Below are 20,828 nucleotides of genomic sequence, written 5' to 3' on the forward strand. Positions count from 1 at the left end.
GGCCTTGAGATTCGCGCCGGCGGTCCCCATCTCCCCCAAAGCCGGCCGCGGGCGCAAAGCTTGGGTTGCCGGGCGTAAGCCGATACAATAGGCGGTTTTGCGCGGCCGCCGAACCCGGGGCCGCCATCGACGAAAAAGGCGCAGGGATGACTACCATCGTGGCGGTAAGAAAGGGCGATCAGATTGCGATCGCCGCAGACAGCCAGACCACTTTTGGCGACGACCAGAAGCTGCTGGCCGGCTATGATTGTTTCCACAACAAGATTTTCCAGCACGGGGACAGCTATCTGGCCATCTCCGGCTCGGCCGCGCACGACCTGGTGCTGCAAGGCGCGCTGAAGGAGTTGAAGAAAAAAGACTTGAGCAGCCGCCAGGGCATTTTCGAGACCTTCCGCAAGCTGCATCCCAAGCTGAAGGACGGTTTCTACCTGCGTCCCGAGGAGGACGAGGAAGATCCGTACGAATCCAGCCAGATGATGGTGGTGATCGCCAACCGTCACGGTATTTTCGGGGTTTACCCCATGCGCGAGATCTATGAGTTTTCCCGCATCTGGGCGATAGGCTCCGGCCGCAAGTTCGCGATGGGCGCGATGTACGCGGTGTACGACCAGGCGCTGAGCGCGCGCGAAATCGCCGAAATCGGCGTGCGCGCCGGCTGCGAATTCGACGTCAGCTCTTCGATGCCGATGACGGTCTATACCGTAGAGCTGGCGGCGGACAAGGAAAAGAAAGACACAGCATGAGCACACAAGACAGATTGCAACGATTTTTGTTTGACGGCGCGCCGGTGCGCGGCACCTTGGTGCGCCTGGACGGCGCCTGGCAGCAGGTGCTGGCCCGCCGCAGCTACCCGCCGGCCATGAAGAAGATCGTCGGCGAAATGATGGCGGCGGCCGAGCTGATGGCCGCCAACCTCAAGTTCGACGGCGCGCTGATCCTGCAGCTTCACGGCGCCGGCGCCCTGAAGCTGGCGGTGGTGGAGTGCAATAACGACCGCACCATCCGCGCCACCGCCAAGTGGGACGACGGCATTGCCGACGACGCTTCCATCCAGTCCTTGCTGGGCGGGCACGGGCGTTTTGTGGTGACGCTGGAACCGCGCGTGGACAAGGCGCAAACCTGGCAGGGCATCGTGGCGCTGGAGGGCGACAGCATAGGCGAGATGCTGGAGAACTACATGCTGCGTTCCGAGCAGCTGGAAACCCGGCTGATCCTGGCCTCCAGCGACGAAACCGCCGCCGGCATGCTGTTGCAGAAACTGCCGGAAGGCCATGGCGATCCGGAAGGCTGGGAGCGCATCCAGATGCTGGGCGCCACGCTAAGGGCGGACGAACTGCTGGGCCTGCCGGCCGAGGACGTCCTGCACCGCCTGTTCCACGAGGAAACGGTGCGGGTGTTCGATCAGGAGACGGTGAGCTTCGCCTGCAATTGCAGCCGCGAACGTGTCGGCGACATGTTGAAGATGTTGGGCGGCCAGGAGGTGGGCGAGGTGTTGCTGGAACAGGGCAGCGTGGAAATCGTCTGCGACTACTGCAACCAGCATTACGTTTACGACGAGGACGACGCCAACCGTCTGTTTGATTACGACGTGATCGCCGCCGCGCGCGAGGCCAGGCATTGACGCCTGTCCCTTGGTTGGGCAACAAACTTTATCGAAGCCGCTTGCGCGGCTTTTTTTACGCCCTTTTTTCGGTGAAAAACAGGGTAAAAATACCAATGTTGTAATTATGGTTTAAATTGAGCGTTTTATTTTAAACTTAATTCTCATGACGATGGCTATTCTATATGATTTGAAATTCGCATCTGAATATTGATGCGACATTATTAATGTCTTGGATAGCGTCATGATAAAAACAGCTTCGCTCAGCGGCGTGCGCGCACTGAGTCTTTCCGTGATGGCGGCCGCCTTATTGGCCGGTTGCGTCAGCGATTCCGAAAAAACAGCGGTCAGCCAGCCGGCGCCGCAGGCCAATCTTCCTCAGGCCGGCCACTCCTCGCATTCTCCGGCTTTGTCGGAGAAACCGTCTTATCCGCACGGCCTGCCGCCCGGCGCGCCGGCCGACGGCGCCGGTCCCGGCGCCAAGCCGCAAGGCCCGATGCAGCAGACCGGCGCGCGCCGCGCCAAGGAGGCCGCGGCCGGGCCGCAGTACGCCGCCTGCGAGGAGGCCAAGCTGGGCCAGTTGTCCGGCGCGGCGCTGGCGCGCTATGTCGCCAGCGTGCAGGGCACGTGCATGAACCGCCTGTTCCAGGCGGACGCCTTCAGCTACCGGGTGGTGTCGCCGGCGAATATGCGGGAAGTGGCGGCCGAGGCCCGCGCCCGCGCGCAAAGCTGGGACGGCAAGAGCGCCAACGGCTTGTGGCCGCTGGCGGTGTTCCTGAAAGCCGGCTACTTCACCCAGTACAGCCACGCCGCGGAAGTGGGCGATTACGGCCGTCCGGTGGACGAGCCGGTGATGCAGGCGGTGAGCGCGCTGGCGGAAAACCCGGCGCTGTGGAGCGAGCCGGTGCGCGACGGCAGCGGCGACCACGACGCTTGGTATCTGGCGACCGATCTGCGTCAGTCGGTGGCGGAAACCATGATTCTGGCGGATTCGGTGCGCAAGCAGGAATACGCGCTGCCGCTGCTGCAGCGCTTCTTCGGCCGCTACAACGCCGCGGCTAAGAACAACTGGGCGCGCATCGCGCTGCATCCGATGCAGACCACCCTGTTCAATATGCATTACACCGAGGGCTTCGCCGACAAGGCGGGCGCCGGTCAACTGGACGCGCTGGCGACCAGCCTGGCAGGGCTGACCCGCGCCGGACAGCCGGCCTTCGCCGACGAACAGATGTATCTGAACACCGTGCGCGAAACCGGCCGTTTCATGCAATACCCGCGCACCGCCAAACTGGCGGAAGACGCGGTGGCCGGCCTGCTGGGCGGCGAGAAGTTCGGCGCTTCGTGGGCGGAAGCGGTGTACGCCTTGAAGAAACTGGGCAAGGTGCCGTGCGAGCGCTACGGCATCTGCCAGGCGGAACAGGAGCTGAAAACGCATCTGTTCCCGCATAGCTGGAGCTTCGACAACGGCAATCTGGTGTTCGAAACCCCGCTGGCGCTGGCCGAAGTGGAGCCGCTGTACTACGCGATGAAGCAGGTGCAGGCGCAACTGGGCCGGGTCAGCGGCATCAGCCAGCCGGTGAACGGCGACACCAACGCCAAATTGCGCATGGTGATCTACGGCAGCAAGACCGCCTACCAGCGCTTCCAGGGCCTGCTCAATGAATTGTCCACCGACAACGGCGGCATTTACATCGAAAAGGACGGTACCTTCTACACCTTCCAGCGCGAAGTGCCGCGCGAGAGCTATCTGAGCCTGGAAGAACTGGTGCGCCACGAGTACGTGCACTATCTGTCCGGCCGCTTCATCCAGCCGGGCATGTGGGGCAGCTCGGACTTCTACCGCGACGACCGCCGCATGGCCTGGTACGACGAGGGCTTCGCCGAATTCATGGCCTGGAGCACGTCGCGCGACGGCATCAAGGTGCGCGGCCACGTGGTGGACGTGGTGGCCAACGGCTGGCCGCAAAGCTATCTGGAACCGTCCCGCATCATGCGTTCCAGCTATAGCGACGGTTGGGACTTCTACAGCCATTCCGCCTTGTGGTTCTACTACCTGAACCAGCAACAGCCGGGCCGCATCGCCGAGATCCTGGCCTCGCTGCGCGCCGACGACGTCAAGCGCTTCGACGCCCTGGTGGCGGAAATGGGCCGCGACGCCGGTCTGGTGCAGGGCTTCCACGACTATGTGGGCCGCCAGGTGGAGGCGCAGCGCGCCGGTCAACTGGGCAATACCTCGACCGAGCGGGGCGTGGACTGGCTGAAACAGGCGGAGTGGCAGGCCGGCGAGATCGGCGCGATCGAGGGCGCGATGCGCCGTCATCTGCCGGTGGCGTGCCGCGTCTGGGCCGACGGCGAACGCAGCGCTCTGCGCCGCTTCGAATGCGACGGCGTCTTGCCCTTGCGTTCCGGCACCGCCACCATGGCGCGCCAGGAGCTGGACAAGACCCTGGACTCCGCCCTGCAGAACCTGCTGCGGGGCAGCGGCATCAACAATATGATGGCGCTCAACTGCGCGGCCACCGACTACGACTTCAAGGCCAAGCGCGCCGCGCTGCGCTGCGAAGGCCCGTTGGGTCCGGCCGCGTCGCAGCCGGGCGGCGGCGACGCCCAACTGGGTTTGGCCAAGCTCAGCTATTCCAGCCCTGTGCGCTGCCTGCGCGGCCAGCTGCAAGGCGTGGGCGAGCCGGACGGCTATAGCCTGGTGAGCGGTCCCAAGCTGGGCCGCGCCGTCATGGCCGACCACGGCGCCTTCAACTACCGCCGCGATCAGGATCAGCCGGGCGTGGCCGACCAGATCACCGTGCGCGTGCGCAAGGGCGCGCAAACGCGGGACGTGGTGGTGCAGTTGCTGGCGACGCCGGTGAATATGTCGGACGAGGCGTGCTGGGCCCGCGCCGGTTGAGGCGTGTCTGAGGCATGAATGAAAAGAGCCGGGAGATTCCCGGCTCTTTTTGTTTTAGAGCGCTTGAACCTGGCCCAGGTCCGGCCGTTCCAGCCACGCCATGAAGGCGTCGCCCAGCCTTTGGCTCTCGGCGGTGGCCTGGCGCCAGACCTGCTGACGCTGCGCGTCCCGGCCCAGGTAGCGGTGGAAGTCGTTGCGGTCCGGCAGTTTGCCGCCGGGCAGGCGCGCCAGGTAGTCGCGCGACGGCGAGATCAGCACGGTGTTGGCGTGGTGGGCCGGATTGGACCGGCGCCAGGGCAGGAATTTGTCGAACCAGCCGGGCACGATGCGCTCGGTGAAATGAGGGTAGAGCACGATGTCGTCGCCCTGGGCGAAGGGAAAGTCCAAGTGGTAGTCGGTCAGGCCGCCGTCGCGATAAGTGGCCGCCGGCGCGCCCGGCAACTGTACGCCGTTGAGCACGCCGGGAATGGCGATGGTGCCCATCAGCGCGGCGTCCAGGTTGTCCATTCCCAGCGGTTGGCACAGCGTAGGGATGTCGTCCGCGGGCTTGAAGCGCAAGTCGCTGCGCGGGTCGTGGCAGATCACCCGGCTGAAGGCGTGGCGGAGCAGGCCGCGGGACACGGCGTTGAGCGCGGCGCTCAGCGCCAGGCCGCCCAGCAGCGCCGCGCGCGCCTCGCTGGCGAGCAGGCCGTGGGAACGCACCAGCAACAGGCTAAGCTGATAGTGAGGGTGATCGATCAGCGCGCCGCGCGCCTCGGGCGGCAGCACCTCGTCCAGCATCAGGCGGGTCTGGCGGGTGATGTCGGCCACGTCGATCTTGGCCGCGTAGGTTTCAGCGGTGTAGCGCTCCGCCAGCCGGGCCAGCGCCTGACGCGGTTCGGCCTGCATCGCGCAGGCGAAGCGCCAGCCGCCGATGGAGGCGCCGACCAGCTCGCGCCGACGCGGGCTGCGGTTCAGCCATTCGAACACCGCCTGGTCCAGGCCGGTGATGCCTATCGCCTTGGGGCCGCCGGCGGCGCCGGGCAGGGTGGCCACACTGGCGGCGGGCAGGCCCTGGTGCGCCAGCAGCTTGCGGGCGTGCGCGCCGGCCTTGATCACGAGGGGCGGGTAGGGAATATGAATGGCGGGCATGGTGTTTTATTCTGGGCTGGGGTTGGCCAGCGCGGGGCGGTTTTTGGTATCCTGCTGGGTTTCGATATTCATTCGCATCGGGCGGCGCGGCCGCCTTCAGGAGCACTGTCATGATACCCGTAAGCCAACTGGCCGACTATCTGCGCGAGCAGAGCCTGGATCTGGATCGCACCGAGCTGCAGATCGCGGTGCTGACCCTGTCCGCGGTGTTGAACGCGGACAAGCCGGCGGCGCGGCAGGATTTGTACCGCTACCGGGTGCCCAAATTGAGCGAGGACGGCAGTTGCTCCTTGTTCGAGGAACTGGCCGACGAGCCTTACGACCTGGCGCCGCTGTTCGGCGGCGAAAGTCCGGAGGCGACGGCGGCGTTGCGCAATCTGCTGGCGCTGGTGGAGTCGGTGAACCTCAAGGTGGGCGCGGACTGGCTGGGCGTGTATCGCAAGATAGGCAAGGGCCAGCAGGCCAAGCTGGTCAAGCTGGCTTATCAGGGCGTGCCCAGCCGCGCGGAGTTTCCTTTGACCGAGGCCTTCGCCGAGTACAGCAACAACAGCCGGGTGGGACTGACCGGCTGGGCGGTGCTGATCGAGGACGTCAAAGCCTGGCGCGCAGAGGGCGGCGGCTATTACGAGTGCGATCCCAAGGTGATGAGCGAGGTCTGCCTGCCGGTGCTGGGTCAGGACGACAATGTGCTGGGCATTCTGGACGCCGAGGCGTCCAGCGCCGGTTTCTTCACGCCGGAGCGGCTGGTGTGGCTGGCCGCGTTGGCCATTGTGCTGGCCGAGCCTTTCGCCGCCTTGCCGCTGGCGCTTGAAAATCCGGAAGCCGACCACAGTTAATAAAGATTATCGCGCGCGGATTCAGGCGCGTTCATCAGGTTTAGCGGAGAAACAATGTCATTGCCTGCTGTCGAGCTCAGCGCTGATGAGCCGAGGATGGAGTACATCGCCAGTTGCAAGCTGCCCACCCCCTGGGGTGAGTTCACCATGCATGGTTTTGAGGAAGTGGGGGGGCGCGAGCACGTCGCGCTGACCCTGGGCACGATAGACGACGGCGAGCCGGTGCTGTCGCGCCTGCATTCGGAGTGTCTGACCGGCGACGCGCTGTTTTCGCTGCGCTGCGACTGCGGCTTCCAACTGGAGGCGGCCTTGTCCGCCATCGCCGCCGAAGGCCGCGGCGCCTTGCTGTATCTGCGTCAGGAAGGCCGCGGCATCGGCCTGATCAACAAGATCCGCGCCTACCAGCTGCAGGACGGCGGCGCGGATACCGTGGAAGCCAACGAGCGGCTGGGCTTTCCCGCCGACATGCGCGACTTCCGCATCGCCCGCCACATGCTGGACCAGCTGGGCGTGTCGCGGGTGCGGGTGATGACCAATAATCCGCGCAAGATCGAAACCCTGCGCAATGCCGGCATCGATGTGGTGGAACGGGTGCCGCTGGAAGTGGGACGCAATCCGCACAACGACCGTTATCTGGACACCAAGGCCAGCAAGTTGGGCCATATGTTGTTCAAGTGAGCGGCTGCGCCGGAACGGCGCCGCCGGGGAGTGCGCGAACGGGAGCCGACAGGCTCCCGTTTTTCATGCCAGCGCCGCGCAGAGCGCTGTCCAGCGGGCGGCCAGCACGTCCGCCGCCAACGCGGCGGGAAAGGCCAGCCGCCGGCGCGCGGCGGCGGTCTCGTAATCGATGCCGTGGCAGTCGGCCCCCAGCAAGCGGACACCGGCGGGCAAGGCGGCGCTCTGCGTCAGCAGCTCCGCCTCTTGTTCCGGCTCCAGCGTCGGGCCGTCCAGCCACTGCTCGGCCTCCAGCCAGCCCATGCGGCCGAAGCCTTCGATATAGCGCAGCCGTTGCGGCCGCAGCCGGTAAAAGGCGAAGTCCAGCTGCAGCCAGTCTTCGGCCTCCGGCTGGTAGCGCAGATGGCGCGCCAGTTCCAGCGGCGTGGGTTGGAAGGCTTCCATATCGCCCAGCAGGGTCAGGCGCGCGCCGCTCTGACTGGACGCCGCCGCCGGGTCCAGCAAGGCCACGCTGCAGCGCGGATCGGCCTGCAGGTTCTTGCTGTGCTCGGCCAGCGCGCTGAGGCAGAGCGTGGGCCGGTGGCGCAGGTCGGGCACGCAGGGTATCGGCGTGGCGTAGGGATAGCCGGCCAGTTGAGTGCTGTGGGTGGCCAGGCTGGCGTGGACGCAGCGGTGCAGCAGATGGACGGCGGCTGAGGGCGGGATTTTCATGTTTGGTTTCCGGCGCGAAGTGGGCCCATCTTAGCCGCCGCCGCCGCCGGGCGCAAAAAAGCCCCGGAGGACCGGGGCTCAAGGCGAGAGAGCGCTGCTTTAAAAACCGGGGGTCCGCGCGATGAAGGCGTTCAGATTGGCGATGTTCAGGCTGCCCCAGCCAGTGGTGTAGTCCCAGCCCTTGGCGGCGCTGTAAGCGCCGTTGCTGCCGCTGGTGACGTCGTGGTACAGCGCGGGGTTGGCCTTGAAGTATTTGTAGATCGACGGCGCCGGCGAGTGGATGTTGTTGCCGTTGGCCGACTCTATCCGCGCCCAGAAGCCGGTGAACAAGGGCGCCGCCAGACTGGTGCCGCCGATCTGCGAAGTGCCGCCGTTGACCAGGACCAGCGCGCCGCTATTGGGGTCGGCGTCGAAGGAGACGTCGGGCACGCCGCGCTTGGTCTTGGAAATGGTCAGCACGCCGGCGCTGCTTTGCCAGGCCGGAGCGTTCTCGGTGTAGCTGGGGCCGCCGCCGCCGCCGTTCCAGGTGCTTTCCGACAGATACGCGGTCTTGCCGCTGGTGGACAGGGTGGTGCCGCCCACCGCGATCACGTAGGGCGACACCGCCGGGTAGCTCTGGCGCGCGGTGCGGCCGCCGCACTCGTAGGAGCCGGAGTCGCCGGTGGACACCGAGAAGGTCTGACCCTGGGCCACCGCCGCCTGGAAGATCTGGTCGGCGCTGGCGGTCATGCCGTCGCTCTGGGCGCTGGTCTCGCATTCGCCCAGCGAAACGTTGACCACCTTGGCCGTGCCGTCGCTGACCGCGGCGTTGAAGGCGGCGGTGATGTCGGCGTTGGTCATCGACGGCGCCACGTAGAAGTTCATCTGCTGCACCGCGCCGCCGGCGGCGGCGAGGATGTCCTGGCTGTCCAGGTTCCATTCCTCGGTGCCGGAGGTGTCGCTGCTGGGCGTGCCGCTATTGATCACCGAGGTGGCCACCGCGCCGTAGCCTGCGCCGCTGGCGAAGTCCTGCAGATCGCTCAGCGTCTGGCTCAGGTCGCCTTCGGCGATGATGCCGACGGTGGTGTTGCTGGCCGGCGGCAGGCTGTTCGCGTTGTAGATGGACGGGAAGTCGGTGGGAGCGTGGCCGCTGACGCTGGTCGTCTTGAAGGCCTGCGGCGTCGGATGGCGCAGCGCGGTGTGGAATTGATGCACGTTCTGCAGGCCGTGGACCGCCAGCACGATGTCGGCCAGCGCGCCGGGCACCTGGGCGTTGGCGACATTGGCGAAGGCCTGGCGGCCATTGATGTCGTAGCGGTGCAGCGAGGTCTGGAAGCCGGCCTTGACCGTGGCGGCGCTGCCGTCGGCGGTGATCAGCAGCCGGTTGGGCGCCACCTTGATGTTGCGGAAGCCGCTGGCCTGCAAGTGTTTGACCACGGTTTGCGCCTGGGCCTCGGTGGGGGAGAACTGGCTCAGAAACTCGGCCTTGCTCAGGTAGCGCTTGCTGCGGCCTTGAAGGATGTCCTGGGTCAGCGCGTCCAGCTGCGCCTTGTTGCGCACTTTCAGCGCCACCGCGACGTGGACGCTCTGGCCGGCGGCGACTTCGCCGCTGTCTTGCGCCTGCGGGGTCAGCGTCTGTACCGGGTGAGCCAGGGTGTTGGTGGATTGCCAGTTGAGGTTTGCTGCTTGCGCCGCGATGCTGAAGAAAGCGGCGGACACCAGTGCGGCCGTGTATTGCTTGGCAAACATTCACTTCTCCTCTGAAGAAGTACCGCGCGGGCCTGCGCTTGGGCAGGGCCCTTGGACCGGGCTTGTAGTCGCTCGACGGCGCGCCTTTGGTCCAGGTTGGTTGCCCTTGGTGCGGAAGGGCTGCTCCCGATGGGGAACACTGAATGTGTAATCCCAAATCTCAATCGATGACAAGTAAATTATTGATCAGCGTCAAATCTGTATGCAAAACGCAAAAAAATGACAATGGCAATGCATTTTTCTGATTGATCTAATGAGTATGCCTGATGGTTTGCGGCTTGCGTTTTGGGCCTATTCAAGACCTGGCGCGCAAGATAGGGATAAGCGGGGAAGCGCTTTGCTCATGAGCGGCATGAGTATTTCGAAGAGTCGCCGCCATGGCCGCAAACGCTTTGTCTGGCGCCTGCCCGCCTGGCGTTAAACGGGCGCTTACAGCCGCAGCGCGGCCAGCAAGGCGTTTTCCAGCGCCAGCACGGTTTTGTCGTCGCTAAGACCGGGGCCGGAGATCAGGAAAGAGTCCTCGGCGCGGCTGCCCAAGGTCATGATCTTGGCGGATTGCACGTTCATCCGGTAGTCGGACAGCACCTTGGCGATGCGGGCCAGCAGGCCGGGGCGGTCGCCGGCGACGATGGACAGCACGTAGAAGCTGGCCTTGTCGTCCGGGCGGATCAGGATTTGCGGCGTGATCGGGAAGTGTTTGAGGTGGCGGCTGATGCGGCCGGAGGCGGGCAAGCTCAGTTCGCCCTCCTGGCGCAGGCATTCGGCCAGTTCGAACTCGATGAAATTGATCATGTCGCGGTAATCGCCATCATGATGCTCGGGCACGAAGACGTGGAAGGTGTCCAGCGCGTAGCCGTGGCGGGTGGTGTAGACCTTGGCGTCGGCGATGCTGTAGTGGGTGCGGCCGAAGAAGGCGCAGGCGCGGGCGAACAGTTCCGGCCGGTCCCGGGTGTAGATCAGCACCTGGATGCCCTCGTGGTCGTCGGACAGCCGGGCGCGGACCAGGGGCTGCTCGGCGTGGACGAAGCGGTTGAGCAGGCGCGCGTGCCAGGCGATCTCCTTGGCCTCGTGGCGCAGGAAGTAAACAGTGTCCAGCTCCTGCCACAGCGCGGCCTCCACGCCGCCGGGCACCGCGTGCAAGCGCAGCAGCGCCTGGGCCTGGTGTTTGCGTTCCTCCAGCTCCGAGGCGACGTCCAGCTGGCCGCCGCGCACCAGTTGGCGCATCGCCGCGTGGTAAAGGTCTTCCAGCAGCTTGGCTTTCCACGCGTTCCAGACTTTGGGGCTGGTGCCGCGGATATCGGCCACGGTCAGCAGGTAGAGCGCAGTCAGCCGGCGCGGCGTGCCGACCAGTTCGGCGAAGCGGCGCACGGTTTCCGGGTCGTAGATATCCTGCTTCTGCGCCACGCTGGACATGGTCAGATGTTGGCCCACCAGCCAGGCCACCAGCTCGCCGTCCTCGGCCGGCAAGCCGTGCTGGCGGCAAAAGTCCGCCGCGTCCACCGTGCCCAGCGCCGAATGATCGCCGCCGCGGCCCTTGGCGATGTCGTGGAACAAGCCGGCCAGATACAGGGTCTCCGGGCGTTCGAAGTCGTTGATCAGCCGGGACATCAGCGGGTATTCGTGGGTGAAGGCGCTGCTGGCGAAGCGGCGCAGATTGCGCACCACCATCAGAATGTGTTCGTCCACGGTGTAGACGTGGAACAGATCGTGCTGCATCTGGCCGACGATGTGGCCGAAATTGGGCAGGTAGCGGCCCAGCACCCCGTATAGATTCATCCGCCGCAGGCAGCGCGTCAGGCCGTTGGGCTCGCGGAACAGTTGCAGGAACAGCTCGCGGTTGCGCGGGTTGTTGCGGAAGCGCTCGTTGATGTGGCTGCGCGCGTGCCACAGCGCGCGCAACATGCGCGGCGCGAAGCCGCTCAGTTCCGGGTTGCGCTGCAGCATCAGAAAAGCTTCCAGGATGGCGGACGGATATTTTTCGAACACGTCCGGCTGGCGGATGCCCAGCATGCCGTTGACCGAGTAGAAGCGTTCGTTCAGGTTCTGAGTGACGCGCGGCACTTGCGAATAAATCCGGCCGCGCAGATTGGGCAGCAGGATGCCGTTGAGCTGGTTGACGGTCTTGGCGGCGCGGTAATACAGCTGCATCGCCTGTTCGCTGGCGCGTTTGGCCGGCGTGTCCTGCAGGCCCAGCGCCTGGCCCAGCTGTTGTTGCAGATCGAAGATCAGCCTGTCCTCGCGCCGGCGCGCCAGCAAGTGCAGTTCGATGCGCAGGCCCAGCAATTGGCGTTCGCTGTGCTTGATCAGACGCGCTTCGGCCAGGGTCAAGATGCCGCGGCGCACCAGCGCGTCCCAGTTGTCGCCCAGGCCTATGGCCTTGCTGATCCACAGAATGGTGTGCAGATCGCGCAGTCCGCCCGGGCTTTCCTTGATATTGGGTTCCAGATTGTTGCCGACGCCGAAGTGGCGGGTGTGGCGTTGCTGCTGTTCCTGGGTCTTGCCCTCGAAAAAGGCCAGTGGGTCGCGTTGGCGGTCCAGCAGCGCGCTCATGCGCCGCCAGGGCGCGGCGTCGCCGGCGATCAGCCGGTTTTCCAGCAGATTGGTCTCAATGGTGATGTCGCCGCGGGCCTCGGTCAGGCATTCCTCGACGGTGCGCACGCTGTGGCCTATCTCCAGGCCCACGTCCCACAGCAGGCTGATGAAGGCGCCGACGCGTTCGCCCAGCTCCGGCGACGGCGGCTGGTCCAGCAGCACCAGCAGGTCGATGTCGGAATAGGGGAAGAGCTGGCCGCGGCCGTAGCCGCCCACCGCGATCAGGCTGGCGGCGCCGTCCAGGCCGGACTGCGCCCACAGCGCCTGCAGCGCGGCGTCCACGGTCTGGCTGTGCCGTTTCAGATATTCCTGGGGATTGCGCTGCTGCCGGTATTGCTCGGCCAGCGCCTGACGTTTGCCGGCCAGTTCCTGGCGCATGCGGGCGAGGGATTCCGCGGCCGGCGAACTCATGTCAGCGCCTTTCCTGTCTGGCGATGATGGCGACGCCGGCCACCAGGAACAGCAAGGTGGGCAGGGTGGCGGACAGGATGGGGTTCCAGTCGTACAACAGGCCCAGATGGCCGAACAGGCGATTCACGAAGTGAAAGGCGATGCCCAGGCAGATGCCGCCGAACAGACGGATGCCCAACTGGCCGTGGCGGCGCTGCTGCGGAGTGAAGGCCAGGGCCACCAGCGCCATCGAGATGCAGGCCAGCGGATAGAACAGCTTGCTCCACAAGGCGATTTCGTAGCGCTGGGTTTGCTGTTTATTGCTGCGCAAATGCTCCAGATAGGTCAGCAGCGCGCTGGCCGACATCTGTTCCGGCACCACCAGCAGCACGGACAGGATTTCCGGCTCGACGATGGATTTCCAGGACAGCTCGGGGTAATGACGGCTGACGGCCTGGTCCGCGGTCAGCGTGGTTTCGCGCACATTGATCAGCCGCCATTGCTGATCACTCTTGGAGAAGGAGCCGCGTTCGGCGTAACGGGTGCGCACCAGGCGGAAATTATCGTCGTAGGTGTAGATGCGCACGCCCAGCAGCGAGGTGTCCGGCAGCATTTCATGGACGTTGATGAAGTTCTGATTGTCCTTGACCCAGATGCCGGAACGGAACTCCTGCGCCACCATGGAGTGGGTGGCGGACAGCTTCAGGCTCTGCGCCTGCTGGCCGGTGCGCGGCGCCACCACCTCGCCCAGCAGCACGGTGAGCAGGGCGAAGCCGAGGCCGAATTTCAACAGCGTGGCGGCGATCTGCGGCAGGGTCACGCCGCTGGTGCGTATCACCGTGTATTCGCTGTTGGTGGCCAGCTGGGTCATCGCCACCATGCCGCCGATCAAGACCGCCAGCGGCATCAGTTCATAGGCGTGGCCGGGCATCAGCAGCGCGACATAGCCCAGCATCTTGCCCAGGGTGTAACTGCCCTTGCCCAGATTGGGCACCTCGGCCAGCAGGTCGAAGAAGCCGTACAGGCCCAGCAGGGCCAGCAGGGTGAACAAGGTCGCCTGGCTCAGGGTGGCGACGATGTAGCGATGAATCAGTTTCATGACGGGATCAGGATTTCCGGAACAGCAGGGACAAGGCCTGGCCGATGGGACGGGCCGGGCGGTTGCGGTAGCTCAATAGCGCCAGCGCCAGCGCCAGCATGGCCAGATGCACCAGAAGCACCAGCCAGACGCCGGCCTTGCCCTGGGCCACCCAGTTGCGGGCCACGGTCAGTCCGTTCTGATAAACGAAGAAAACCAGCAGCGACAGCAGGAGATTGTAGGTCTGGCCGCTGCGCGGGTTGAAATAGGACATCGGAATCGCCAGCAGGGCCAGGATCACGCAGCTGATCGGCATGGACAGCCGCCAGGCCAGCTCGGCGCGGTAGTCGGCGGAGTCCTGGCTCAGCAGCTGGGCGGTGGGAATGGCCTGGCGATTGCCGGACGGGCCCGGCATCTGCTGGCTTTCGCCGATGCCGGCGGTGTAGCGCTGGAATTCCGCCACCTCGTAGTTGGCGCTGCCGGGTTCGCCGACGTAGCGTTGGCCGTGTTCCAGCACCACCACGCGCTCGCCGTCCGGCTTAGTGGTAATAAAACCGGATTTGGCGAAAATCGTCGCCACTTTGCCGTCGGTGATTTCCTGCATGAAAATATTGGTGGCCGCGCCGTGCTCGCCGGAGTAGTTCTCGATGAAATACACCTTGTTGGACGAGGCCGATTCCTTGAACACGCCGGGAGAGATCGCGGAAACCTCCTCGCGGCGTTTGATCTGTTCTGCATAGTCCTGGCTGCGCTGATCGGCCCAGGGGCCGATGAACAGGGTGACGCCGGCGATCAGCACCGCCAGCGGCAGGGTGAAGCGCATCACCGGCCACACCCAATTGCTCAGAGACAGGCCGGAACTGAGCCAGACCACCATCTCGTGATCGCGCCAAATACGGGTCAACACCACTAAAATGGTGGCGAAAACCGTCAAAATCATCAATACCGGGAAAAAGCCCAGCGTAGTGAAGCCAAGCACCGCGGCAACGGCCTCGTTGGCCATCTGTCCTTCGGCCGCGCGGCCCAGCAGATTGACTGCCTGAGTGGAAACGATAATCGCCAGGAGCACGATGAAAACGCCTAAAGCGCTCAAAGTCAGCTCGCGAGTCAGGCTTTTTTGAAAAACCATTTATTCAGTGCCTTTTTGACTTTTCATGAAAAGCATTGTGATAATTCCGGGGACCATCCAGAAACGTCAAAAACGGACGATTTCGGAATCAACAACAAAATCCGTCTTCACCGGAAGGCCGGGCCGTCAGGATTCTACCCGCGCATCGACGGCCGGTTAAGAGGTGGAGCTACAGACACTCGCTCTACACGGGAGTTCTCAATGGAATTTAACATAAAAAGCGGCAGTCCGGAAAAGCAACGGGTAGCTTGCGTTATCGTCGGCGTGTACGAATCCCGCAAGCTGACCTTCGCCGCGGACCTGCTGGATCGCATCTCCAACGGCTTCATCAGCGACGTGCTGCGTCACGGCGATATGGAGGGCAAACTGGGCAGCACGCTGGTGCTGCATTCGGTGCCGCACACCCTGTGCGACCGGGTGATGCTGGTGGGCCTGGGCAAGGAGCGGGAGTTCCGCGCCAAGGAATACCGCGAGGCGGTGCGCGCCTCGGTCAAGGCCTTGACCCAGACTTCGGCGGTGGAGGCGGTCAGCTACCTGAGCGAACTGACAGTCAAGAAACACGACGTCGAGTGGATGATAGAACAGGCGGCGGTGGTGACGCTGGACGCCTTGTACCGTTTCGACCGCTTCAAGAGCAAGGTGGACGAATCGGTGCGCGAGCCGCGCAAACTGACGCTGGCGGTGCCGCGCCGCAGCGATCTCGCCGACGGCGAAAAAGGCCTGCAACGCGGCCTGGCCATCGGCAGCGGCATGAAGCTGGCCAAGGACCTGGGCAATCTGCCGGGCAATGTCTGCACCCCCAGCTATCTGGGCGAAGAAGCGCGCCAGATGGCCGCGGCCTTCGGCGCCGACGCCGAAATCCTGGGCCCCAAGGACATCGCGGAACTGGGCATGGGCTCCTTCCTGTCCGTGGCCAAGGGCAGCGTGGAAGAGGCTCGTCTGATCGTGCTGCGCCATCACGGCGCCAAGGACAAAGGCGACAAGCCCATCGTGATGGTGGGCAAGGGCATTACCTTCGACTCCGGCGGCATCTCGCTGAAACCGGGCGAGGGCATGGACGAGATGAAGTACGATATGTGCGGCGCGGCCACCGTGCTGGGCGCTTTCCGCGCCGCGGTGGAAATGAACTTGCCGCTGAACCTGGTCGCCATCGTACCCACTTGCGAGAACATGCCCAACGGCAACGCGCTGAAGCCGGGCGACATCGTCACCTCGATGTCCGGCCAGACCATCGAGATTCTGAACACCGACGCCGAGGGCCGGCTGATCCTGTGCGACGCGCTGACCTACGCCGAGCGCTTCGACCCGGCAACCGTGATCGACGTGGCCACGCTGACCGGCGCCTGCGTGATCGCGCTGGGCCATATCGCCACCGCGCTGTACAGCAATCAGGACAGTCTGGCGCGCGAACTGCTGGCCGCCGGCGAGGAAGTGGCCGATCGCGCCTGGCATATGCCGTTGTGGGACGAGTACCAGGACATGCTGAAGAGCCCGTTCGCCGACATGGCGAACATCGGCGGCCGTCCGGGCGGCAGCATCACCGCCGCCTGCTTCCTGTCGCGCTACGCCAAAGCATACGACTGGGCGCATCTGGACATCGCCGGCACCGCCTGGAAGGGCGGCAAGGACAAGGGCGCCACCGCGCGTCCGGTGCCTTTGCTGGTGCAGTTCCTGCAAGACCGCGCCGACATCGCGCTGGGCAATGTGGTGCGCCGCGGCCGTCCGCGCCGCGAAACCCCTGAAACGGTGGACGATGAGCAGGATTGATTTTTACACCAAAGTGGCCGACCCGCAGGGCTTCGCCTGCCTGCTGGCGGCCACGGTGATGCGCAAGGGGGAGCGGCTGCTGATCTGGTTCGACAGCGAGCAGCAGCTCGACACCTTCAGCCGGCAGCTGTGGAGCTTCGGCGATACCCGCTTCGTGCCGCACTGCAGGCTGGGCGCCGACGAGGCGGCGGACACGCCGATCTGGCTGACCGCCCGCCTGCCGGACGCGCTGGAGCACCCGGTATTGTTGAACCTGGGTTCGAATTTGCCGGAGCGGATGGAGCGCTTTGATCGTATTCTGGAGATAGTCGGACGCGACGAAGCGTCGCTGGAGACGGCGCGCCTGCGGTTCAAGGCGTATCGCGAGCGCGGTTATGCAATCGAACATCACGACATGAGCAATAAGTGACCATGAGCGAGCCGTCAAAGCCCAAAGAGCCTGACTGGTCCGGCCTCAATCTGCCGGTGTTGACCGAGGTGGTGGATGAGTCGCAAGTGCCTACCTTGGGCGACGAAGTCATCGACATCCCCGATTTTGATTTCTCCAGCGAACTGGACGCGCTGGCCGACCAGTTGGGCGAGCCGCCGCAGGACCTGCCCGCCGAACTGGAAATTCCCGAACTGAGCCTGGAGGAGCTGATCGCCGCTCCCGTTCCCGGCGAAGAGCCTTTGCTGGACCTGGCTTCGCTGCCGTCGCTGGATCTGGACGACATGCCGGCCTCTGAACTGGGCATCGAGCAGGTACTGCCCGGCTGGAACCCCGCCGCGGCCTTGCCGGAGGCGGCGCTGCCGGCGGCGGAAGCCGGCGATTTCGAATTTTCGCTGCAGCCGGCCGGCGAGGAGCCGCCGGCGGAGGCTTTGGCCGACGAGTCCGCGTCCATCGCGGAAGAGCCGCCGGCCGCGGCGCCTGCTCCGGCGCTCGATGCCGAGCCGCTAGTCGCCGAGGCTGAGCCGGCAATGACCGCCGCGCCTGCGGCCGCCGAACCGGAGCTTGTTGGCATCGAGATTCCGGACGCGGAGGCGCCGACCGTCGTACCGCCCGCGCCGGATGTCGGCGTGGCCGAGACGCTGATCGAGCCGCCCGCGCCGACGCCTTTCACTTCCATTTCCTTGGATAGCCTGCCCACCGGCGTGCTGGGCGGCGGAGTCGGGCCGGAAACCCAGGTGGACAGCTTGCTGCCGAATTGGCCGGAGAGCCCGGCGGAGGAAGCCGCCCCCGTCTGGCCGGAACCCGCCGAGGCCCCGTCCGCCGGCGCGCCGGCGGACGATCTGGAACAATTTGCGCCGCTCCAGGGCGAGAGCGCCGTCGAAGCGCCGCCCGAGATGGATGAGCTGCCTGTGCCGGCGTTTGACGTCGCGCCGGCCGTAGCGCCCGAAGCGGTGTTTGAATCGGCGGTGGCGCTTCCCGATGCGATGATTTCGCCGGAGTCCGCCGTCGCCGCGGCGCTTGCCGCGCCGGGAGAGGAGCCCTTGCTGGCCGAGATCGACCAGGCGCTGGCGGGCTTGCAGACGGAGCCTGTCTTGGCGATGCCGGAGGCCGTTGAGGCGGAGGCGCATGAGCCTCCGGCTGAGACGGAAGCGCCAATGATGGACGCCGCGTTTGCCGAAGCGGCGGCAGAGCCGGTGTTGGACGAGGCGCTGGAGCCGCAAGCCGCCGAGTTGGACGTTCCGCAGCTGGACGCTGAGTTTGCCGAGCCGGCGGAAGCCGAAGCGGTAGCCGCGCCTGTGTTGGACGAGGTGCTGGAGCCGCAAGCCGCCGAGTTGGAAGTCCCGCAGCTGGACGCTGGGTTTGCCGAGCTGGCGGAAGCCGAAGCGGTAGCCGAGCCTGTGCTGGACGAGGCGTTGGAGCCGCAAGCCGCCGAGTTGGAAGTCCCGCAGCTGGACGCTGTGTTCGCCGAGCCGGCGGCAGCTGAAGCGGTAGCCGAGCCTGTGCTGGACGAGGCGCTGGAGCCGCAAGCTGCCGAACCGGAAGTCCCGCAGCTAGACGCTGGGTTTGCCGAGCTGGCGGAAGCCGAAGCGGCCGCCGCGCCTGTGCTGGATGAGGCGCTGGGGCCGCAAGCCGCCGAACTGGAAGCCCCGCATCTGGACGCTGCGTTTGTCGAGCTGCCGGAAGTCGAAGCGGCCGCCGCGCCTGTGCTGGATGAGGCGCTGGAGCCGCAAGCCGCCGAACTGGAAGCCCCGCATCTGGACGCTGCGTTTGTCGAGCTGGCGGAAGCCGAAGCCACGGCCGAGCCTGTGCTGGACGAGGCGCTGGAGCCGCAAGCCGCCGAACTGGAAGCCCCGCATCTGGACGCTGCGTTTGCCGAGCAGGCGGAAGTCGAAGCGGCAGCCGCGCCTGTGCTGGACGAGGCGCTGGAGTCGCAAGCCGCCGAACTGGAAGTCCCGCAGCTGGACGCTGGGTTTGCCGAGCCGGCGGAAGTCGAAGCGGTAGCCGAGCCTGTGCTGGACGAGGCGCTGGAGTCGCAAGCCGCCGAACTGGAAGTCCCGCAGCTGGACGCTGGGTTTGCCGAGCCGGCGGAAGTCGAAGCGGTAGCCGAGCCTGTGCTGGACGAGGCGCTGGAGCCGCAAGTGGCCGAGTCGGAAGTCCCGCAGCTGGACGCTGAGTTTGCCGAGCCGGCGGGAGCCGAAGCGGTAGCCGAGACTGTGCTGGACGAGGCGCTGGAGCCGCAAGTGGCCGAGTCGGACGTTCCGCAGCTGGACGCTGAATTTGCCGAGCCGGCGGAAGCCGAAGCGGTAGCCGAGCCTGTGCTGGACGAGGCGTTGGAGCCGCAAGCCGCTGAGTTGGAAGTCCAGCAGCTGGACGCTGTGTTTGCCGAGCCGGCGGAAGCCGAAGCGGCAGCCGCGCCTGTGCTGGATGAGGCGCTGGAGCCGCAAGCAGCCGAACTGGAAGCCCCGCATCTGGACGCTGCGTTTGCCGAGCCGGCGGAAGTCGAAGCGGTAGCCGAGCCTGTGCTGGACGAGGCGCTGGAGCCGCAAGCCGCCGAACTGGAAGCCCCGCAGCTGGACGCTGAGTCTGCCGAGCAGGCGGAAGTCGAAGCGGTAGCCGAGCCTGTATTGGATCAAATGCTGGAGCCGCAAGCGGCCGAGCCGGCAATGCCCTTGGCGGACGCCGAGCCCGAGTCCTTGGCCCTGGCCGAGGGCGAGATTCCCGAACTGACGGTGTTGGAGTCCGAACCCGAGACCGAGACGGATGGGACGGGGGCCGCGGAGTTGGCGGCGGGAGCCGGGGCGCTGGCCGCCGCGGGCCTGGCGTTGGCAGCCGGCGCGGCGTCGTCGGGAGAGCCCGAGCGGGAAGCCGTTTCCGACGCGCCGCCGGCGCGCGGCGTGGAGGTCTTGAAAGTGTCCGAGGTGGCTTCGGCCGCCGCGGCCGCCGCGATGATGGCGCCTCAGGCGGTGAATGCGCCGCCGGGCACGGTGGCGGTGATAGACGAGCAGGCCTTGTTGCAGTCCATGTACGAGAAAATGCTGCCGCGGATGAAGGTGGAGTTGTCCTTGTGGTTGCAGGACGCTTTGGAGTTGCAGGCCAAGCAGATGTTGTCCGGCGTGATGCATCAGCTCAAGGAGGATTACGAGATGTTGTTCGGCGAGGCCTTGAAGGAGAGCTTGCGCCAGACCATCAATTCTTTGGGCAAGATTGAAAAGGATGGGAAACGCGATGAGTGATAGGTTATCGCATATCGTCACCCGCACCGGCGACGACGGCAGCACCGGCCTGGGCGACGGCAGCAGGGTGGGCAAGGACAGCTTGCGCATTTGCGCGCTGGGCGAGGTGGACGAATTGAACTCGGTGCTGGGCGTGTTGCTGGCGGAGACCTTGCCGGACGAGGTCAGGACCTGGCTGTCCGAGGCGCAGCACGATTTGTTCGACCTGGGCTCGGAGCTGGCGGTGCCCGGCTACAGCGCCTTGGGCGCCGAGCACGTGCAGGCGCTGGAGGCCGTGGTGGCCTTCCTCAACGAGGATTTGCCGCCGCTGAAGGAGTTCATCCTGCCCGGCGGCTGCCGGGCGGCGGCGCTGTCGCACCAGGCGCGTTCGGCATGCCGCCGCGCCGAGCGCGCGGTGGTGGCGCTGGCGCAGCGGGAGACGGTGTCCGACGCCGCGCGCCGCTATCTGAACCGTCTGTCCGATCTGCTGTTCGTGCTGTCGCGTTATCTGAACCGTCAGGCCGGCGAGCCGGACGTGCTGTGGCGACCGGGGCGCAAAACAGGAGAGGCCTGAGAGGCTGTTCGATGTCTGCTGCGCGTCGGCGGGATGGTCCGAGCGGCGATCCGGCAAGAAAAACGGCAATCCG

Annotated in this window: 15 protein-coding genes; 9 read left to right on the plus strand and 6 right to left on the minus strand. The window is 65.6% G+C overall.

Annotated elements, in window-relative coordinates; genetic code table 11:
* Positions 1-146 precede the first annotated feature (146 nt).
* The 3 genes from AB1Z25_RS08390 to AB1Z25_RS08400 all read left to right on the plus strand — a co-directional run bounded on the left by AB1Z25_RS08390 (position 147) and on the right by AB1Z25_RS08400 (position 4,502).
* Positions 147-743: an Ntn hydrolase family protein gene (locus AB1Z25_RS08390; RefSeq protein WP_107798745.1), complete on the plus strand. Its 597-nt coding sequence runs from the start codon at positions 147-149 to the stop codon at positions 741-743.
* On the plus strand, positions 740-1,621 hold the full coding sequence (gene hslO / locus AB1Z25_RS08395; protein ID WP_486637015.1) for an Hsp33 family molecular chaperone HslO: 882 nt from the start codon (positions 740-742) through the stop codon (positions 1,619-1,621). Before AB1Z25_RS08390 ends, hslO begins: the two co-directional genes overlap by 4 nt.
* Positions 1,622-1,844: 223 nt before the next feature.
* Positions 1,845-4,502 (plus strand): collagenase, encoded by a 2,658-nt coding sequence (locus tag AB1Z25_RS08400; RefSeq protein WP_486637016.1) that lies wholly within the window; start codon positions 1,845-1,847, stop codon positions 4,500-4,502.
* A gap of 54 nt (positions 4,503-4,556) precedes the next feature.
* Here AB1Z25_RS08400 and AB1Z25_RS08405 read toward each other — a convergent pair whose 3' ends face one another.
* Positions 4,557-5,633: a hypothetical protein gene (locus AB1Z25_RS08405; protein WP_486637017.1), complete on the minus strand. Its 1,077-nt coding sequence runs from the start codon at positions 5,631-5,633 to the stop codon at positions 4,557-4,559.
* A 110-nt stretch (positions 5,634-5,743) separates the two neighbouring features.
* Here AB1Z25_RS08405 and AB1Z25_RS08410 point away from each other — a divergent pair, with 110 nt between their 5' ends.
* Both AB1Z25_RS08410 and ribA read left to right on the plus strand, forming a co-directional pair.
* Positions 5,744-6,469 (plus strand): GAF domain-containing protein, encoded by a 726-nt coding sequence (locus tag AB1Z25_RS08410; RefSeq protein WP_227103600.1) that lies wholly within the window; start codon positions 5,744-5,746, stop codon positions 6,467-6,469.
* 96 nt (positions 6,470-6,565) lie between these two features.
* A complete protein-coding gene (gene ribA / locus AB1Z25_RS08415; RefSeq protein WP_107798750.1) occupies positions 6,566-7,147 on the plus strand; it encodes a GTP cyclohydrolase II in 582 nt (193 codons plus the stop codon).
* Positions 7,148-7,210: 63 nt separating this feature from the next.
* Here the strand turns inward: ribA and AB1Z25_RS08420 are convergent, their stop codons facing one another.
* From AB1Z25_RS08420 to lptF, 5 genes are all read right to left on the minus strand, one after another.
* Positions 7,211-7,855, minus strand: a complete 645-nt coding sequence (locus tag AB1Z25_RS08420) for a HugZ family pyridoxamine 5'-phosphate oxidase (RefSeq protein WP_486637018.1) — start codon at positions 7,853-7,855, stop codon at positions 7,211-7,213.
* Between the two features lie 99 nt (positions 7,856-7,954).
* A complete protein-coding gene (locus AB1Z25_RS08425; RefSeq protein WP_107798752.1) occupies positions 7,955-9,583 on the minus strand; it encodes a S53 family peptidase in 1,629 nt (542 codons plus the stop codon).
* Positions 9,584-10,012: 429 nt separating this feature from the next.
* The gene (locus AB1Z25_RS08430) at positions 10,013-12,586 is read right to left on the minus strand and encodes a [protein-PII] uridylyltransferase (protein WP_227103596.1); all 2,574 of its coding nucleotides are present in this window, start codon (positions 12,584-12,586) and stop codon (positions 10,013-10,015) included.
* A gap of 1 nt (position 12,587) precedes the next feature.
* Entirely contained in the window at positions 12,588-13,664 is a 1,077-nt protein-coding gene (gene lptG, locus AB1Z25_RS08435; RefSeq protein WP_107798754.1) for an LPS export ABC transporter permease LptG, read from the minus strand.
* A 7-nt stretch (positions 13,665-13,671) separates the two neighbouring features.
* On the minus strand, positions 13,672-14,772 hold the full coding sequence (lptF, locus tag AB1Z25_RS08440; protein ID WP_107798755.1) for an LPS export ABC transporter permease LptF: 1,101 nt from the start codon (positions 14,770-14,772) through the stop codon (positions 13,672-13,674).
* A gap of 201 nt (positions 14,773-14,973) precedes the next feature.
* Between lptF and AB1Z25_RS08445 the strand changes: the two genes are divergently transcribed.
* The 4 genes from AB1Z25_RS08445 to AB1Z25_RS08460 are packed head-to-tail and all read left to right on the plus strand — an operon-like array spanning position 14,974 to position 20,755.
* Positions 14,974-16,539, plus strand: a complete 1,566-nt coding sequence (locus AB1Z25_RS08445) for a leucyl aminopeptidase (RefSeq protein ID WP_107798756.1) — start codon at positions 14,974-14,976, stop codon at positions 16,537-16,539.
* Positions 16,526-16,948 (plus strand): DNA polymerase III subunit chi, encoded by a 423-nt coding sequence (locus AB1Z25_RS08450; RefSeq protein ID WP_048412222.1) that lies wholly within the window; start codon positions 16,526-16,528, stop codon positions 16,946-16,948. Before AB1Z25_RS08445 ends, AB1Z25_RS08450 begins: the two co-directional genes overlap by 14 nt.
* 2 nt (positions 16,949-16,950) lie before the next feature.
* Positions 16,951-20,202, plus strand: a complete 3,252-nt coding sequence (locus tag AB1Z25_RS08455; RefSeq protein WP_486637019.1) for a hypothetical protein — start codon at positions 16,951-16,953, stop codon at positions 20,200-20,202.
* Positions 20,195-20,755: a cob(I)yrinic acid a,c-diamide adenosyltransferase gene (locus AB1Z25_RS08460; RefSeq protein ID WP_107798758.1), complete on the plus strand. Its 561-nt coding sequence runs from the start codon at positions 20,195-20,197 to the stop codon at positions 20,753-20,755. The genes AB1Z25_RS08455 and AB1Z25_RS08460 overlap by 8 nt, the downstream gene beginning before the upstream one ends.
* The last annotated feature ends 73 nt before the right edge of the window (positions 20,756-20,828 follow it).

The organism is Chromobacterium sp. HL1 (assembly GCF_057418835.1).

Coding starts and splice junctions, on each gene's coding strand:
- AB1Z25_RS08390 (WP_107798745.1), top strand. CDS start 147: ATGACTACCATCGTGGCGGTAAGAAAGGGCGATCAGATTGCGATCGCC.
- hslO (WP_486637015.1), top strand. CDS start 740: ATGAGCACACAAGACAGATTGCAACGATTTTTGTTTGACGGCGCGCCG.
- AB1Z25_RS08400 (WP_486637016.1), top strand. CDS start 1,845: ATGATAAAAACAGCTTCGCTCAGCGGCGTGCGCGCACTGAGTCTTTCC.
- AB1Z25_RS08405 (WP_486637017.1), bottom strand. CDS start 5,633: ATGCCCGCCATTCATATTCCCTACCCGCCCCTCGTGATCAAGGCCGGC.
- AB1Z25_RS08410 (WP_227103600.1), top strand. CDS start 5,744: ATGATACCCGTAAGCCAACTGGCCGACTATCTGCGCGAGCAGAGCCTG.
- ribA (WP_107798750.1), top strand. CDS start 6,566: ATGGAGTACATCGCCAGTTGCAAGCTGCCCACCCCCTGGGGTGAGTTC.
- AB1Z25_RS08420 (WP_486637018.1), bottom strand. CDS start 7,855: ATGAAAATCCCGCCCTCAGCCGCCGTCCATCTGCTGCACCGCTGCGTC.
- AB1Z25_RS08425 (WP_107798752.1), bottom strand. CDS start 9,583: ATGTTTGCCAAGCAATACACGGCCGCACTGGTGTCCGCCGCTTTCTTC.
- AB1Z25_RS08430 (WP_227103596.1), bottom strand. CDS start 12,586: ATGAGTTCGCCGGCCGCGGAATCCCTCGCCCGCATGCGCCAGGAACTG.
- lptG (WP_107798754.1), bottom strand. CDS start 13,664: ATGAAACTGATTCATCGCTACATCGTCGCCACCCTGAGCCAGGCGACC.
- lptF (WP_107798755.1), bottom strand. CDS start 14,772: ATGGTTTTTCAAAAAAGCCTGACTCGCGAGCTGACTTTGAGCGCTTTA.
- AB1Z25_RS08445 (WP_107798756.1), top strand. CDS start 14,974: ATGGAATTTAACATAAAAAGCGGCAGTCCGGAAAAGCAACGGGTAGCT.
- AB1Z25_RS08450 (WP_048412222.1), top strand. CDS start 16,526: ATGAGCAGGATTGATTTTTACACCAAAGTGGCCGACCCGCAGGGCTTC.
- AB1Z25_RS08455 (WP_486637019.1), top strand. CDS start 16,951: ATGAGCGAGCCGTCAAAGCCCAAAGAGCCTGACTGGTCCGGCCTCAAT.
- AB1Z25_RS08460 (WP_107798758.1), top strand. CDS start 20,195: ATGAGTGATAGGTTATCGCATATCGTCACCCGCACCGGCGACGACGGC.